Consider the following 16359-nt stretch of genomic DNA (forward strand, 5'->3'; position numbering starts at 1 on the left):
CGACGCTCTCCTCACTCACGCCACTCACGCCACTCACGTCTTCTTCTCCTCTCCGGACTTCCCGGGCTCCTCGGGCGGCCGGTCGAACTCGTCCGTGACCGTCGGCTGCGCGTCCCCGTCCCCGCCGGTCCAGCGCACCAGCAGCTCCCCGAGCGCGGTCTCCTGGTCGAGCGCGACGGCCTTCTCCCGGTACAGCTCCAGCAGCGCCAGGAACCTGGCCACGACGGTGAGGGTGTCGTCGGTGTCCTCGACGAGCGCCCGGAAGCTCGCCTCCCCCAGCTCCCGCAGCCGCGCGACGACGATCCCGGCCTGCTCCTGCACACTCACCAGCGGCGCGTGGATGTGGTCGACGTACACCTGCGGCTCGGCCCGGGGCTGCATCGCCTTGACCGCGAGCTTCGCGAACCCGGCCGCGCCGATGCTGATGACCACCTCGGGCAGCAGCTCGGCGTGGTGCGGTTCGAGCCCGACGGTACGGGGGTAGCGGCGTGCCTCGCGCTCCAGCCGGTGCGTGAAGACGTCGGCGACCTGCTTGTAGGCCCGGTACTGGAGCAGCCGGGCGAACAGCAGGTCCCGGGCTTCCAGCAGCGCGAGGTCGGCCTCGTCCTCGACCTCCGCGGTGGGCAGCAGCCGAGCGGCCTTCAGATCGAGCAGCGTGGCGGCCACGACCAGGAACTCGGTCGTCTGGTCGAGGTCCCAGTCCGGGCCCATCGCCCGGATGTGCGCCATGAACTCGTCGGTGACCTTCGACAGCGCGACCTCGGTGACGTCCAGCTTGTGCTTGGAGATGAGCTGGAGCAGCAGATCGAAGGGGCCCTCGAAGTTGGCGAGCCGCACCTTGAAGACGCCGTCGGGGGTGTCCTCGGCGGTGGCCGCCGGTTCCGGAGGCGGCGGCACGGCTTCGGGCACCGGAACGGGATCGGGCGCCGCCCCCGGCCCCCGCCCCAGCGCACGCCGACGGCCGGCTGCCGCGCCGGGGACTGAGGCTGGAGCTGGGACGTCGTTCGAGGTCATGGCCCCCGCAGGCTACCGCTAGCGCCCGCGCAGTCGTCGTACGAGGATGCTCGCGTCCCCGCGGCTCTCCAGGTCGGCGAGGACCACGGCGACCGCCTCGCGGACGATGCGCCCCCGGTCCACGGCCAGCCCGTGCTCACCGCGGAGCACCAGCCGGGCGTGCTCCAGGTCCATGAGCTCCTCGGCGGAGACATAGACGGTGATCTTCTCGTCGTGCCGCTCCCGGCCGCTTGGCCGACGGGAGGGGGCCCGCCCGCGCTTACGCGACTGGGTCTCGTCCGAGCCGTCCGCGGCAGAACCTTCCTGCACGCCCTGACGGCGCTCCCCGGCGGCGCCCCTGGTACGGGACTCCCCGGCGGCGGTCTGACCCGCCTCGGCCGCCGCGTGCTCGGCGCCCTCGCCGCCCTGCGCGGGCACGGCCTGCGGCGCGTCCTGCGCACCGCCGGCCGCCGCCCCGTCGCTCTCGCCGGCCGGCCCGGGCACCCGGGCGTCACCGCCTGAGGAGCGACGGGCCGCGGACGACTGAAGCGCCATTCCCCCTGTCGTACGGAAGAGTTCGTCGGCCCCCGGCAGACTCACTCGGCGGGACACCGGGCGAGCACCTCCCTGGCGAGCTGACGGTAGGCGGCGGCGCCGACCGAGTTGGATGCGTACGTGGTGATCGGCTCACCGGCGACCGTGGTCTCCGGGAAGCGGACCGTACGCCCGATGACCGTGTGGTAGACGTGGTCGTCGAACGCCTCGACCACGCGCGCGAGCACCTCACGGCTGTGCACGGTGCGCGAGTCGTACATCGTGGCGAGGATCCCGTCGAGCTCCAGATCCGGGTTCAGCCGCTCCTGGACCTTCTCGATGGTCTCGGTCAGCAGCGCCACACCCCGGAGGGCGAAGAACTCGCACTCCAGCGGCACGATCACCTTGTGCGCCGCCGTCAGGGCGTTGACCGTGAGCAGGCCGAGCGAGGGCTGACAGTCGATGACGATGTAGTCGTAGTCGGGCAACAGCGGCTTGAGCGCACGCTGGAGCGTGGACTCGCGCGCGACCTCGGAGACCAACTGGACCTCGGCGGCCGACAGGTCGATGTTGCTGGGCAGCAGGTCCATGTTGGGGACCGCGGTCTTCAGGAGCACCTCGTCCGCCGCCATGCCCCGCTCCATGAGCAGGTTGTAGACGGTGAGGTCGAGCTCCATCGGATTGACGCCGAGACCGACCGACAGCGCGCCCTGCGGGTCGAAGTCCACGAGCAGCACGCGTCGTCCGTACTCCGCGAGCGCGGCACCCAGGTTGATGGTCGACGTGGTCTTGCCCACGCCGCCCTTCTGGTTGCACATCGCGATGATCGTCGCGGGGCCGTGACTGGTCAGCGGGCCCGGGATCGGGAAGTACGGCAGCGGGCGTCCGGTCGGACCGACGCGCTCACGGCGCTGTCGGGCCGCGTCGGGCGCGAGCGTGGCCGCGTACTCCGGATCCGGCTCGTACTCGGCATCGGGATCGTAGAAATGCCCGTCGGGCAGTTCGTCGTAGTCGGCGAAGTGGTTGTGGGGCGCGCCACTTCCGTCGCCGGCCATGGCGTTCACGTGATGGCCATCCATGCTCTGGGGTGCTGTCTGAGCCAGTAGGGGGCTGGTCTGGCTCTGATGGGCTGCGAAGGTTCGGACAGCGACGGAGCCGACAGCCTCGAGCCCCGCGGAACCCGCGCCCCGCGTAAGCATTCCTGGATGACCACCCCCGGGAGAAAATGTCGACTCATTCACAAGTCGTCTTACCTCCTTGGTGACCAGGAAACTTCTAGACAAGGTCAGCGTGGCACCATGCCGACGGTTGGCGACTCTATGGCGTGTCGGGCGTCCGCAGCAACACAATCCGCCGGACCCGGCCCGATGTGTCGGCAATGAAACATCCCTCTGTCAAGGGCGTACGGCCGTCGCACGGCAGGCTTCACCGGTGAACGAATCGGTCGAAGGGTTACGTTCGAGGCGAGTTGACCGAGAGCCGCAAAGTGACCATACACACATCCGGCCGGGCCTTGTCGGGCAAGGTCCGGCCGGGTGCGCGAGGTTGACGACCCGTGTTGACGTATCGCCTTTTGCAGGCCGCCTACTTGGCCGTACGGGGTGGTCCAACGGGTGCTGGAACGGCTCAGCCGAGCAGGGACTCCAGCTCCAGGTGCTCCAGCCCGTGCGCCTCGGCGACCTCGCGGTAAACGACCTTGCCGTCATGGGTGTTGAGGCCCTTGGCCAGCGCGGGATCGCGGCGCAGCGCCTCCACCCAGCCCCGGTCGGCGAGTTCGACGATGTAGGGCAGCGTGGCGTTGGTGAGCGCGTAGGTGGAGGTGTTGGGGACCGCGCCGGGCATGTTGGCGACGCAGTAGAAGACCGAGTTGTGGACCGGGAAGGTCGGCTCGGCGTGGGTGGTCGGACGGGAGTCCTCGAAGCAGCCGCCCTGGTCGATCGCGATGTCGACAAGGACACTTCCCGGCTTCATCCGGGACACCAGCTCGTTGGTGACCAGCTTCGGGGCCTTGGCGCCCGGGATGAGGACGGCGCCGATCACGAGGTCGGCCTCGATGCAGGCCTTCTCCAGCTCGAAGGCGTTGGAGACGACCGTCTGGATCTTCGTACCGAAGATCTTGTCGGCTTCCTTGAGCTTGTTGATGTCCCGGTCGAGCAGGGTCACGTGGAAGCCCATGCCGATGGCGATCTGCGCCGCGTTCCAGCCGGAGACACCGCCGCCGATGACGACCGCCCGGGCGGCCAGCACGCCGGGGACGCCGCCGGGCAGCACACCGCGGCCGCCGTTGGCGCGCATCAGGTGGTAGGCGCCGACCTGGGGGGCCAGCCGGCCGGCCACCTCGGACATCGGGGCGAGCAGCGGCAGGGCGCGGCTCGGCAGCTCGACGGTCTCGTAGGCGATCGCCGTGGTGCCGGACCCGATGAGGGCGTCCGTGCACTCCTTGGAGGCGGCCAGGTGCAGGTAGGTGAAGAGCGTCTGGTCCTTGCGCAGCCGGTGGTACTCCTCGGCGATGGGCTCCTTGACCTTCAGCAGGAGGTCGGCGGTGGCCCACACCTCGTCGGCCGTGTCCAGGATCCGCGCACCGGCGGCCACGTACTCGGCGTCCAGGATCGACGAGCCGACACCGGCGCCTCGCTCGACGACGACCTGATGGCCGTGGCGCACCAGCTCGTGCACACCGGCGGGGGTGATGGCCACCCGGAACTCGTTGTTCTTGACCTCGCGGGGGATACCGACCTTCACGTCGATCACGGTCCTTGGCTCAGAGGGGCTCAGAGGGTGTGGGGGCACAGCGAGACCTGCCCGTGGGTACGGGACATGTCCGGAGACACCGCAGGGGAACGTGCGGCAGAGCCAGTCTAATGAAGGTGTTCCCGCTGTCTAGCCTTTCATTGCATCAATCTTCAGCGGATGTACTGCGGATTTCGCAGGTGTTAGCACCGTGTTCCAGTCGTTCCGACTGCTCCGGCCGCACTGGCTGCCCCAACTGCCCTGGCTGCCCCGGCCCTTCCGGCTTCGGCTCCCGGTCCGGGAGCTCCTCTCCCAGGATGCGCTCGGCCGCGCCCCGGTGCAGGCCGGCCGCCGCCGGGTCGCCGAGGCGCTCCAGGGTGTCGGCCAGCCTCAGCTGCACGGCGGCCTGCAGCCGCGTGTCCTCGGCGCGCCGGGCCCACTCCACCGCCTCCTGGCAGGTCCGCAGCGACTCCTCGGGGCGGCCCGCGTACTCCTGGACCCTGGCCAGCTCGCTCAGCGCCCGGGCGTGCGCGCCCACGTCGCCGTTCTTGCGGTGCCCGGCCGCCGCGGCCCGCCAGGCCCGCTGCGCCTCGCCGTAGCGGCCCGCGTAGGTGTGCGCGGTGGCGGTACGGCCGTAGAGGCGGGCGGCGTCCGCGCGCTCGTCCCGGGCCAGCCGCTGGGCGAGGGCCCGGCCGAACCAGTCGGCGGCCCGGTCGTAGTCCCCGAGTTCGAGATGCGCGCCCCCCACGGACTCCATCGCGCGGCCGATCGCGTACGGGTCGCCCGCCTCGCGTCCGGCGTCCAGCGCGGCCCGGTAGCGCACCAGGGCCTCCGCCGTGCGGCCGGTCCTGGCGTCCACGTCGGCCAGGTTGAGCAGGGCGGCGGCCTTCTCGCGGGGCAGGTTCCGGCGCTCGGCCACGTCCAGGACGAGCTGGTGGACGCCGTACAGGTCGGGCGCCGCCTCCTGGGTGCCGAAGTGCGCGACCATCGCCCTGACCAACTGGGACATCAGGCGGCGGGCCAGGGTGTCCAGCTCGCCGTCGGCGACCGCGAGGCGGGCCGAGGCGAGCAGGGCCGGACGGCGCACCCGCAGCCAGTCGGCGGCCGCGCGCGGGGTGGGGAAGCGCAGGGCACGGGGCAGGCCCTGGAGCTTCTCGCGGGCCTGGGGGTTGTCGGTCTCGGTGATGGCCCGGCAGGAGTGCAGCAGCCGCACCGTCCGCTCAAGCATGCGGGCGCGGGCCAACTGGAGCTCGGCCGGGCGGTCGTGGGTCTCTGCGGCGGCGCGCAGCAGGGGGTACAGGCAGCCGGGGACCTCGTACTGGGGCAGCGGGGAGTCCAGGGCCCGCAGCAGGCCCAGGGTGGTGAGGTCGTCCAGGGTGGTGTGGGCGGCGCCCACCGAGCAGCCGGCGAGCGCGGAGGCGGTGTGCGGGTCGGCGAGGCCGGCCGGGGCGAGGCACAGCAGTCGCAGTATCCGGGCGGCGGGGGCCGGCAGCGCGGCGTGCACGAGCCGGAAGACCCGGCTGAGCGGGGTGCCCTCGTCGCCCTCGGCGTGGAGCTGCTTGGCGAGGTCGGCGACGGCCGCGTTGGGGCGGGCGGCGAGCCAGCCGCCCGCCAGGATCAGCGCGGCGGGCTGGCCCTGGCAGGTTTCCACGAGGCCCTCGGCGGAGCGCGGGTCGACGGTGATGCGGACCGAGCCGGTGAACCGGGTCAGCAGTTCGAGGGCGGACTTGGTGTCCAGGCCGCCCAGGGTGCAGGGACGGACGTCCGCGATGCCGGTGAGCGGTCCGGCGGAGACGGCGACGAGCAGGCACTCCGGGGTGTCCGGGAGGAGCGCGTCGACCTGTTCGGCGCCGGCCGCGTCGTCGAGCAGGAGCAGCACGCGCCGTTCGGCGAGGGCCTCGCGCAGGAGGGCCGCGAGGTCGTCCTCGTCGGCGCCGGGCGGAGTCGGCACGTCCAGCGCGGCGAGCAGTGCGCGGGCGGCGCGCTCGACCGGTACGGGCGTGCCGTCGGGCTCGGCGAGGCGGGCGCGCAGGACGCCGTCCCGGTAGCGGTCGGCGAGCTGCCGGACGAGTTCTTCGGCGAGCGCCGTACGCCCGGAGCCGGGCCGGCCGGCGATGAGCAGCACGCGCGCGCGGGGGGCTTTCTTCCCGGAGATGGTGTCCAGCCCGGCGCGCTCGATGTCGGCGCGCAGTTCCTTCAACTCCCGGGTACGGCCCAGGAAATGGCCCTCTGTCGCAGCGTGTCCCGACAGCTGCACGCCGCCTGTGTCCACTGCCTGATCCGTCACGGGCCACACTCCCGTCCCACCGCACACGCAAGCCCGCCGGGACTCCGGATCGGGTGATTCCAGAGCCTAGTTCACGCTCTGCGACGTTCCGGGAGCAGTACGGCGGGGCACGGCCGAGACGTCCCCCGATCGGATCAGCCGATCGTCACACCGCCGGAGACCCGGGCGCGCCCGGAACTCGCCGGTTCGGGCCCGGTGTGTTCGGGCCGGGTGCGTTCAGGCGCGGTGCGTTCAGGACTCGAACGGACGGGCCGGCCACGGCGCCTCCGCCGGACGCAGCGCGTCGAGCCCGTCGCCGGCGCGCGCGGCGATCAGGGAAAGGACGCCCACGACGAGGCAGTTGCTGTGCACGTCGCCCGCGAGCACGCCCCGGACGAGCTCGTCGACCGGCACGCGCGCGTGCTCCATGTCGGCCTCCTCGTCCGCCACCGCGAAGCGCTCGCCGTCGGCCTCGGAGAGGCCGCGGGCCAGGAAGACGCGTACGGACTCGTCGCAGCCGCCCGCGGTCGGGTACACGTCGGTCAGCACCCGCCAGTCCTCGGCCTTGACGTGCGCCTCCTCGTACAGCTCGCGCTGGGCCGCGTGCAGCGGGTTCTCGCCGGGCACGTCGAGCAGGCCGGCCGGGATCTCCCACAGCTTCTGCCGCACGGGGTGGCGGTACTGCTTGATGAGCAGCACCCGCCCCTCGTCGTCGAGGGCGAGGACGGCCACCGAACCGGGGTGGACCTGGTAGTCCCGGCGGACCACCGAGCCGTCGGGCATGACCACCTCGTCGGTGCGGACCGAGGTCTTGTTGCCCACGAAGGGGGTCTCCGTGGCCCGGATCTCCCACGCCTCGGGGGTGTCCTTGATCGTCATGCCTGTCCTTCCACGTGCCACGTGCGCAAACGAAAACCGGGGCGCCAACCTTTGAAGGTTCGCACCCCGGCCACCGTACAACTGGTGTGTTACTTCGAAGCCTTCCCCGCCTCGGCCTTCCCCGCCTCGGCCTTCCCCGCCTCGGCCGTCGCCTCGACCGTCCGCCGCACCGCCGCCTTCACCAGGCCGGCGAACAGCGGGTGCGGACGCGTGGGCCGCGAGCGCAGCTCGGGGTGCGCCTGCGTGGCGACCAGGTAGGGGTGGACGTCACGCGGGTACTCGACGTACTCGACGAGCTTGCCGTCCGGCGAGGTGCCGGAAAACAGGATGCCCGCCTTCTTCTCCAGCTCCGCGCGGTAGGCGTTGTTCACCTCGTAGCGGTGCCGGTGCCGCTCCTCGACGTACTCCTTGCCGTCGTACACCTCGCGCACGATGGAGCCCTCGGCCAGCTTGGCCGGGTACATGCCCAGCCGCATCGTGCCGCCCATGTCGCCGTCGCCGGCGACGATGTCGAGCTGCTCGGCCATGGTGGAGATGACCGGGTGGCCGGTGGCCGAGTCGAACTCGGTGGAGTTGGCGTCGGGGATGCCGGCCAGGTTGCGCGCGGCCTCGATCACGATGCACTGCAGGCCCAGGCACAGGCCCAGCAGCGGGACCTTGTGCTCGCGGGCGTAGCGGATGGCGCCGACCTTGCCGAGCACCCCGCGGTCGCCGAAGCCGCCCGGGATGCAGACCCCGTCGACGTCCTCGAGCTGCGCCTTGGCGCCCGCCGGGGTCTTGCAGTCGTCCGACGTGACCCACTTGATCTTCACGCGGGCCTTGTTGGCGAAGCCGCCGGCCCGCAGCGCCTCGGTGACCGACAGGTAGGCGTCGGGCAGGTCGATGTACTTGCCGACCAGCGCGAGGGTGATCTCGTGGTCGGGGTTGTGGACGCGGTCGAGCAGGTCGTCCCAGGTCGTCCAGTCCACGTCGCGGAACGGCAGGTCCAGCTTGCGGACGACATAGGCGTCCAGGCCCTCGCCGTGCACGGTCTTGGGGATGTCGTAGATCGACTTGGCGTCGGGGCAGGCGACCACGGCGGACTCGTCGACGTCGCACATCAGCGAGATCTTGCGCTTGATCGCGGTCGGCACCTCGCGGTCGCAGCGCAGCACGATCGCGTCCGGCTGGATACCGATGTTCCGCAGGGCCGCGACCGAGTGCTGGGTCGGCTTGGTCTTCAGCTCGCCCGAGGGGCCGATGTACGGCAGGAGCGAGATGTGCACCACGAACACGTTGTCCCGGCCGACCTCGTGCCGGACCTGGCGGACCGTCTCCAGGAACGGCAGCGACTCGATGTCGCCGACAGTGCCGCCGACCTCCGTGATCACGACGTCCACCTCGTCCGTCGCCATGCGGCGGATGCGGTGCTTGATCTCGTTGGTGATGTGCGGGATGACCTGGACGGTGTCGCCCAGGTACTCGCCGCGCCGCTCCTTGGCGATCACCGTGTTGTAGACCTGGCCGGTGGTGACGTTCGCGGAGCCGTCGAGGTCGCGGTCGAGGAAACGCTCGTAGTGGCCGATGTCCAGGTCGGTCTCGGCGCCGTCGTTGGTGACGAACACCTCACCGTGCTGGAAGGGGTTCATCGTGCCCGGGTCGACATTCAGATACGGATCGAGTTTCTGCATCACGACGCGCAGACCGCGCGCCTTGAGCAGCATGCCGAGGCTGGAGGCCGTCAGACCCTTGCCGAGCGAGGAGGCGACACCCCCGGTGACGAAGATGTGCTTGGTCGTCGTGGCTGTGCCAGATCGAAAAGCAGTGGGCGTCATGGCCAAGAGGGGGCTCCCGTGGTCGCTATTTGGGGTTGCGGTTCGGGGGCTTCGAGACCACCGGTCCACGGGCTACCAGGGTATCAGCGCCTCGGAGACCTGGCTTCCGGCCACGCTCCGCGCACGGCCCGACACGGACGGCCGCTCCCGCACCGGTTCATCACTCGCCGCTCACCCGTTCGGCCCACCCACGTTGTCCGGAGCGGCACGCAGATCATCTACGTGCGTCGTATCCTGCTCGGACACTCGCTGCCGAGTCCGGTCGGAAAGACGGCACACCCCAGCCCGTATCCCACCGGAACAACGAGACCCCGTCAGTTCGTTGAGCAAGAATCGGCGTTTTGCCTATATGGCCGGCCGACTGCTTTGCTTCAGCGCTAAACGACGCATGACAAACCACCCCTTGACCGCACTAGCGACAGCCCCCGTACCGCATGGGGGCGACGTGGCCGTTCGACTGGAGTTGCACGTGGCCGGGCGCATCGAAGACTACGCACTCATCGGAGACATGCAGACTGCCGCCCTGGTCTGCCGGGACGGCACAGTCGACTGGCTGTGCCTGCCCCGCTTCGACTCGCACGCGATCTTCGCCGGTCTGCTCGGCACCGAGGAACACGGGTTCTGGCGGCTGGGCCCCGCGCACGCCTCGGACGCGCAGCCGCCCCGCGCGGCCCGGCGCACCTACCGGGGCGACTCGCTGATCCTGGAGTCCGAGTGGGACACCCCGCGCGGCACGGTCCGGGTGACCGACTTCATGCCCCCTCGTGACGGCGCGCCCCAGCTGATCCGCATCGTCGAGGGCGTCTCGGGCCGCGTCCCGATGCGCTCGACCCTGCGCATGCGGTTCTCCTACGGCCGGGTCGTCCCGTGGGTGCACAAGCACGAGGGCCGTACGGTGGCCGTCGCGGGCCCGGACTCGGTGTGGTTCGACACCGACTGCGAGACCTACGGCAAGTCGCTGACGACGTACGCGGACTTCACGGTCGCCCCCGGTGACCGGATCGCGTTCACCATCTCGTGGGAGCCCTCGCACAAGCAGCCGCCCGCGCTGCCGGAGCCCGAGCAGTCGCTGCAGGCCACGGAGGACTTCTGGCGCGAGTGGGTCGAGCACTGCACGTACCACGGCCCCTACCGCGAGGCCGTGATCCGCTCGCTGATCACCCTCAAGGCGCTGACCTACGCCCCCACCGGCGGCATCGTCGCCGCGCCCACCACCTCCCTCCCCGAGGACATCGGCGGCGTCCGCAACTGGGACTACCGCTACACCTGGCTGCGCGACGCGGCGATCACCCTGTCCTCGCTGCTGCGCACCGGCTACCGCGAGGAGGCCCGCGCCTGGCGCGAGTGGCTGCTGCGCGCGGTCGCCGGCGACCCCGAGAACCTGCAGATCATGTACGGCATCGCGGGCGAGCGCGAGCTCGGCGAGGCCGAGCTGGACTGGCTGCCCGGCTACGAGAACTCCGGCCCGGTCCGGGTCGGCAACGGCGCCGCCCACCAGCTCCAGCTCGACGTGTACGGCGAGGTCACCGAGGCCCTGCACCTGGGCCACATGACGGGCCTGGCCCGCAACGACTACGCCTCCCTCCTCCAGCTCAAGCTCATCCGCTACCTGGAGCAGCACTGGGACGAGCCGGACGAGGGCATCTGGGAGGTGCGCGGCCCGCGCCGCCACTTCGTGCACTCCAAGGTCATGGCCTGGGTCGCCGTCGACCGCACGATCAAGCTGATCGAGTCCGGCGACGCGGACGGCCCGCTGGAGCGGTGGCGCGAGCTGCGCGACGACATCCACCGGGACGTGTGCGAGAAGGGCTACGACAAGGAACGCAACACGTTCACGCAGTCCTACGGCTCGAAGGAGCTGGACGCGTCGCTGCTCCTGATCCCGCAGATGGGCTTCCTGCCCCCGGACGACAAGCGCGTCATCGGCACCATCGAGGCGATCCAGCGCGAGCTGTCCACCACGGACGGCTTCATCCTGCGCTACCCGACCTCGGGCGGCGACGAGGGCGTCGACGGCCTGCCGGGCGACGAGGGCGCCTTCCTGGCCTGCTCGTTCTGGATGGCGGACGACCTCGCGATGATCGGCCGCGTCGACGAGGCCCGCAAGCTGTTCGAGAAGCTGCTCTCCCTGCGCAACGACCTCGGTCTGCTCGCCGAGGAGTGGGACCCGCGTCTCAAGCGCCAGGTCGGCAACTTCCCGCAGGCCTTCAGCCACGTCCCCCTGATCGACACGGCCCTGCGCCTGACGGCGTCGGGGGCGTACGGCGGCTGATCCGGCTCCGCAAGGTCCGGCGGCTGAACAGGACCGCCGCGCCGCGCGCGCCTAGTCTGGGAAGGTCAGCAGCCCCTGCATGGAAGGGGGCGCCGTATGGCCTCCCCGTCGAAGGCGGGCGCGGCACTCGCCGCGTTGCGCGAGGATCTGGTCGGCGACGTGTTCGCTCCGGGGGATCCGGGCTACGACGAGGCCCGGACGGTCTTCAACGCGATGATCGACCGCCGTCCCGCCGTGATCGCCCAGTGTGTGGACGAGTCCGACGTCGTCCGGGCCGTGCGCTTCGCCCGTGACCTGGACCTGCGCGTCGCGGTGCGCGGCGGCGGGCACAGCGTGGCGGGCATGGCGCTAGGCGACGGGGCCGTGGTCGTGGACCTGCGTCACATGCGCGCGGTCGGCGTCGATCCGGCGGCCGAGGCGGTACGGATCGCGGGCGGGGCCACGATGAGCGACCTGGACCGGGCCTGCGAGCCGCACCGGCTGGCCACGACCGGCGGCCGGGCCTCCACGACCGGCGTCGGCGGCTTCGTCCTCGGCGGCGGCAGCGGCTGGCTGGACCGCTGCTGCGGGCTGGCGGTCGACAACCTGCTGGGCGTCGAGCTGGTCACCGCCGACGGCGAGCGGATCCACGCGAGCGGCGACGAGAACCCGGACCTGTTCTGGGCGCTGCACGGCGGCGGCGGAAACTTCGGCGTCGCCACCGCGCTCACCCTGAAGCTGCACGAGCTGCCCGAGTTCTCCATCGCCCTGCTGCTGTACCTCCCGGAGTACGGCCGGGAGGTCACCCGCACCTACCGTGACGTGATCACGGCAGGCCCGGACGAGGCGAGCGGCGCGGTCCTCTACGTCACCGGCCCGCCCGCGGAGTTCGTCCCGCCGCACCTGGTCGGCACGCTGCTGGTCGCGGCCCTGCTGACGTACGCCGGGGCCGAGGCGGACATGCGCAAGCTCGCCGAACCCCTGCTGGCGCTGCCGCACGAGTCGGAGATCGTCGGGGCGATGCCGTACGCCGACGTGCAGTGCATGCTCGACGACCCGCCCGGGATGCGGAACTACTGGTCGGCGGAGTACCTGACGGGCGCCCCCGACGCCCTCGTGGACGTCTTCTGCGCGCGCGGCGAGTCCGTGCCCGTGCCGACGGGCACCATGCACGCGCTGTTCCCGCAGGGCGGCGCGATCGGCTCCGGCCCGCACGAGTACCCCGTCCCCTACCGCGACGCGCCGTGGGCCGTGCACCCGTTCGGGCTGTGGGAGGACCCGGCGGACGACGAGCGGTGCGTCCAGTGGGTGCGGGACGTACGCGCCGCCGTACGGCCGTGGAGCACGGGCGCGGTCTACCTCAACTTCATCGGCGACGAGGGCACCGACCGGGTCGTGGCCGGTGTGGGCAGCGAGAACGCCCACCGGCTGGCGGAGGTGAAGCGGCGGTACGACCCGGACAACGTCTTCCGCTTCAACCACAACATCAAGCCCGCCTGAGCGCCGTCAGCGTCCGCTCCCCCGCCGGTCACCGGCCGTCGCCGGGACGAGCGCGATCTCGTCGAGCCCCGCCTCGGCATAGGCGTCGATCCGGGCGCGTACGGCGTCCAGGTCGCCCACCAGGCCGACGGTGGCCGCGGCTGCCGGGGGCAGGGCGCGGACCAGGGCGGCGCGGTCGGCGCCGGCCTCGGCGAGTTCGACGGCCTCGCCGAAACCGGCTTCGGCGAACACCTCGAGCCGGTCGGCGAGCGCCGCGACCCGCAGCGGCTCCTCGACCGGGCTGTCGTCCTCACGGGCCACGGCAACCACACTGAAGTCGCGGCGGCCACGCATGACCGGCCGCTACCCGGCCGCGGGCCGCCCACCCCGGTCGCGGATGTCGCCCCGACGTCGGCGCGGGTAGCGTCCGCTGCATGGACAGCCACAGCCGTACGGACCACCGCACGGACCACCGTTTCGACAGCCACGGCGCCGGCATCACCGTGCGGCGCGCGCTGGAGCTGCCCGGCCTGCGCAGCGGCCTGCCCGAGGTCCTCGCGGGCGCCGACCGGCTGGAGCGCGCCGTGCGCTGGGTGCACGCGGGCGAGGTCCCGCACATCGCCTCGCTGCTCAAGGGCGGCGAACTGCTGCTGACCACGGGCTACGGTCTCGGCACCCGGCCGGCCGAGCAGCGGGCGTTCGTCCGCACGCTGGCCGAGCGGGGCATCACGGCCCTGGTGATCGAGCTGGGCCCGCGCTTCACCCGGCTGCCCGCCGCCCTGGTCGAGACGGCCCGCGCGAGTGGGCTCCCCCTGGTCCAACTGCACCGCGAGGTGCCCTTCGTGACGGTCACGGAGGAGATCCACACCGAGATCGTCAACGGCCACTACGCGCTGCTCCAGCGGGCCGAGGAAGTGCACCGCCGCTGCACGGAGGCGCTGCTGGGCGGCGGCGGGATCCCTCAAGTGCTGGGCATCCTGGCCGACTTCAGCGGCAACCCGGTGTTCCTGGAGACGACCGACGGCCAACTCCTGTACGCGGCCGGAGCCGGACCCGAGGGCGCGGACCCGCTCCAGGTGTGGGAGGGGCTGCGCGGCCCGCACAAGGACGCGCCGCCGCCCGCCGGTTCGGTGCTGGTGGACGTGCCCGGGGGCGGGCCGGGGGCGGGTTCGGTGCGCGCCCGGCTCGTACTGCTGCCCGTGCGCGCCCCTCTCGCACCGGTGCACCGGATCGCCGCCGAGCGGGCGGCCGGGATCCTCGCCGTGGTACTGATGCAGGCCCGCCAGGAGGAGGAGCTCGCGGCGCGCGGCCGGGGCGACTTCCTCACCGACCTGGGCGAGGGCCGGATCGCCGCCGAGGACGCTCCGGCGCAGGCGCGCGTCCTCGGCTTCAGGCCGGGCGCCGGCCCGCTGCTCCCGGTCGTGATGCGGCTGGGCGACGGCCTTTCCCCCGGCGGCGGCTGGGCGGTGCTCGCGCGGGCGGTGGCCGAGGAGTTGGCATCGGTGGGCGTGCCGGTCCTGCTGGGCGTACGGCCGGTGGAGGGCCGGGTGCCGTTGCTGCTGGGGCTGCGTGCGGAGTCGGAGCGGCCGGCGGTGGCCGACCGGGTCGCGGCGGCGCTGCGGGCCGGCGTGGCACGGGCCGGGATGCGTCGGCCGGGGGCCGCGCCGCCGGTGGTCGTCGTCGGGGTCGCGGGCGGCTGGGCGGCCGCCTCGGCAAGCCTGCGGCACGCGGCGGAGACGGCGACCGCCGCGCAGGGCCTGCCGGACCGCCCCTGGTACGACGCCCGCCGCCTCGACATCGACCTGCTGCTGTGGCGGCTGCGCGAACACCCCGACCTGGCGGCCTTCGTGGACCGCGCGATCGGCCCGGTCCGCGACCACGACCACCGCTCCAGGCCGCCCCTGCTGCCCACCCTGGAGACCTACCTGGCGCACGCGGGCCGCAAGGCGGAGACGGCCCGCGAACTGCACCTGAACCGCCAGACGCTGTACAACCGCCTCGCCCGCATCGGCGAGTTGCTCGGCACCGACCTCGACGACCCGCAGACGGTCCTGGCGTTGAGCCTGGCGCTGCAGGCACGACGGCACGTGCTCTGAGGAGTCAGATCATCGGTCGGGGCTGCGTCAACTCGTCGTAGACGCTGAGGACTTGGGCGACGGTCTCGTCCTCGGTGGGCCAGGTGGCCGCCTGCCCGGTGCCCAAGTCCCGGAGGGCTTCGCAGCGTTCGGGGTCGCCGAGGAGTCGTACGACGACGGCGGCGAAGGTCTCCGCGTCGCCGGGCGGTACCAATTCGGCGGCGTCGCCGACGAGTTCGCGGATGCCGCCGGCCAGGGCCGCGACGAGCGGCACGCGTGCGTGCAGCGCCTCCTGCGCCAGGACCGACCGTGACTCCTCGCCGCCCGGCAGCAGCGCCAGGTCGGCGGCGGCGAGCAGTTCGCTCACGTCGTCCCGCCGCCCGAGCAGCCGGACCGGCAACTCCTCGTCCTCGATACGGCGCTGGAGTTCCGCCCGCTGCGGCCCTTCCCCGGCGACGACGACCAGGGGCACGGCGTCCAGCCGGCGCCAGGCGCGCGAGGCGTCCAGCAGGAGGTCGTAGCCGCGGTGGCGGTCCAGGGAGCCGACCGCCATGAGCAACGGGCGTCCGATGGCGCCGAGTTCGGCCCGCAGTTTGGAGGCCGGCTGCTCGGACTCCTCGGGCCCCTCGCCCCGGCGGGGTTCGGGCAGCGCCACGGCGGCGAGCCGCGCGTCGCGGGCGCCTGTACGGCGGGCCCGGTCCACGAGGTCGGAGGTGGTGCCGAGGACCACGGCGGCCGTCCTCGCGACCCGCCGTTCCAGCAGCCGCAGCAGATGGGCGCGGGCCCCTTCGGCGTGCGCCCGGCTGTGCCAGGTGACGACGAGCGGGGTGTGCCGGCCGCTGAGTGCGAGGACGGCCCGGAAGGAGGCGTGCAGCCCGTGCGCGTGGACCAGGTCGGCGTCCGTGCAGGCCGCCCGGAGCGCCGCCACGGACCCCGGATCGCTGCTGCGCGGCACGTGCACGTGTTCGGCTCCGGCGCCCGTGAAGTCGTAGGCGCGATCGGCCTCGACGGGGGCGCACACGGTCACTCGCACGCCCCGCGCGACGAGCCCCGCGGCCAGGGAGCGCACATGCGCGCTGCTGCCGGCGTTGCCGCCGCCCAGCACCTGCACGGTGCGCAGCGCGGACTGGCCGTGCGGTGAGTGGCTGCTCACGTGGCCGGGGCTCCTGGTTCGGCGTCGGACGGTCACGAAGAAACGTACGGAAGGACCGGGCGGAGGGGTGGACCGCTGACGTCCTCCACGTTCTACGCCCAAGGATGCCAGCACGTACGGGTGTTCCGTGCCGCCGAGCACCCCGGCACCCGGCAACAGGACCCCCCGCATCACCCACACGGGTG

At 72.4% G+C, this 16359-nt stretch carries 12 protein-coding genes; 3 read left to right on the plus strand and 9 right to left on the minus strand.

Features of this window, described 5'->3' with window-relative positions:
* Positions 1 to 33: 33 nt before the first annotated feature.
* From OG352_RS09220 to OG352_RS09250, 7 genes are all read right to left on the minus strand, one after another.
* The gene (locus OG352_RS09220; protein ID WP_329215902.1) at positions 34 to 1014 is read right to left on the minus strand and encodes a segregation and condensation protein A; all 981 of its coding nucleotides are present in this window, start codon (positions 1012 to 1014) and stop codon (positions 34 to 36) included.
* Between the two features lie 18 nt (positions 1015 to 1032).
* On the minus strand, positions 1033 to 1605 hold the full coding sequence (locus OG352_RS09225; RefSeq protein ID WP_329215903.1) for a hypothetical protein: 573 nt from the start codon (positions 1603 to 1605) through the stop codon (positions 1033 to 1035).
* Positions 1590 to 2726, minus strand: a complete 1137-nt coding sequence (locus OG352_RS09230; RefSeq protein WP_329215904.1) for a ParA family protein — start codon at positions 2724 to 2726, stop codon at positions 1590 to 1592. Before OG352_RS09230 ends, OG352_RS09225 begins: the two co-directional genes overlap by 16 nt.
* A 427-nt stretch (positions 2727 to 3153) precedes the next feature.
* Entirely contained in the window at positions 3154 to 4278 is a 1125-nt protein-coding gene (gene ald, locus OG352_RS09235; RefSeq protein ID WP_329215905.1) for an alanine dehydrogenase, read from the minus strand.
* A gap of 145 nt (positions 4279 to 4423) precedes the next feature.
* Positions 4424 to 6544, minus strand: a complete 2121-nt coding sequence (locus OG352_RS09240; protein WP_329215906.1) for a tetratricopeptide repeat protein — start codon at positions 6542 to 6544, stop codon at positions 4424 to 4426.
* A gap of 231 nt (positions 6545 to 6775) precedes the next feature.
* Positions 6776 to 7402 carry an NUDIX hydrolase gene (locus OG352_RS09245; protein ID WP_329215907.1) on the minus strand — a complete coding sequence of 209 codons (627 nt, stop codon included), beginning with the start codon at positions 7400 to 7402 and terminating at the stop codon, positions 6776 to 6778.
* 89 nt (positions 7403 to 7491) lie between these two features.
* Positions 7492 to 9216, minus strand: coding sequence for a CTP synthase (locus OG352_RS09250; RefSeq protein WP_329215908.1), 1725 nt, complete (start codon positions 9214 to 9216; stop codon positions 7492 to 7494).
* 469 nt (positions 9217 to 9685) lie between these two features.
* On the opposite strand from OG352_RS09250, the gene OG352_RS09255 reads away from it, so the two are divergent.
* On the plus strand, positions 9686 to 11488 hold the full coding sequence (locus OG352_RS09255) for a glycoside hydrolase family 15 protein (RefSeq protein ID WP_329223767.1): 1803 nt from the start codon (positions 9686 to 9688) through the stop codon (positions 11486 to 11488).
* 96 nt (positions 11489 to 11584) lie between these two features.
* A complete protein-coding gene (locus OG352_RS09260; protein WP_329215909.1) occupies positions 11585 to 12967 on the plus strand; it encodes an FAD-binding oxidoreductase in 1383 nt (460 codons plus the stop codon).
* A 6-nt stretch (positions 12968 to 12973) separates the two neighbouring features.
* Here the strand turns inward: OG352_RS09260 and OG352_RS09265 are convergent, their stop codons facing one another.
* Positions 12974 to 13267, minus strand: coding sequence for a hypothetical protein (locus tag OG352_RS09265; RefSeq protein ID WP_329215910.1), 294 nt, complete (start codon positions 13265 to 13267; stop codon positions 12974 to 12976).
* A 113-nt stretch (positions 13268 to 13380) separates the two neighbouring features.
* Between OG352_RS09265 and OG352_RS09270 the strand changes: the two genes are divergently transcribed.
* Complete coding sequence (locus OG352_RS09270; protein ID WP_329215911.1) at positions 13381 to 15042, plus strand: PucR family transcriptional regulator; 1662 nt, start codon at positions 13381 to 13383, stop codon at positions 15040 to 15042.
* A gap of 4 nt (positions 15043 to 15046) precedes the next feature.
* On the opposite strand, the gene OG352_RS09275 is transcribed toward OG352_RS09270, so the two are convergent.
* The gene (locus tag OG352_RS09275; RefSeq protein WP_329215912.1) at positions 15047 to 16174 is read right to left on the minus strand and encodes a glycosyltransferase family 4 protein; all 1128 of its coding nucleotides are present in this window, start codon (positions 16172 to 16174) and stop codon (positions 15047 to 15049) included.
* Positions 16175 to 16359 lie beyond the last annotated feature (185 nt).

Origin of the sequence: Streptomyces sp. NBC_01485 (assembly GCF_036227125.1) — a bacterium.
Classification (GTDB): Bacteria; Actinomycetota; Actinomycetes; order Streptomycetales; family Streptomycetaceae; genus Streptomyces.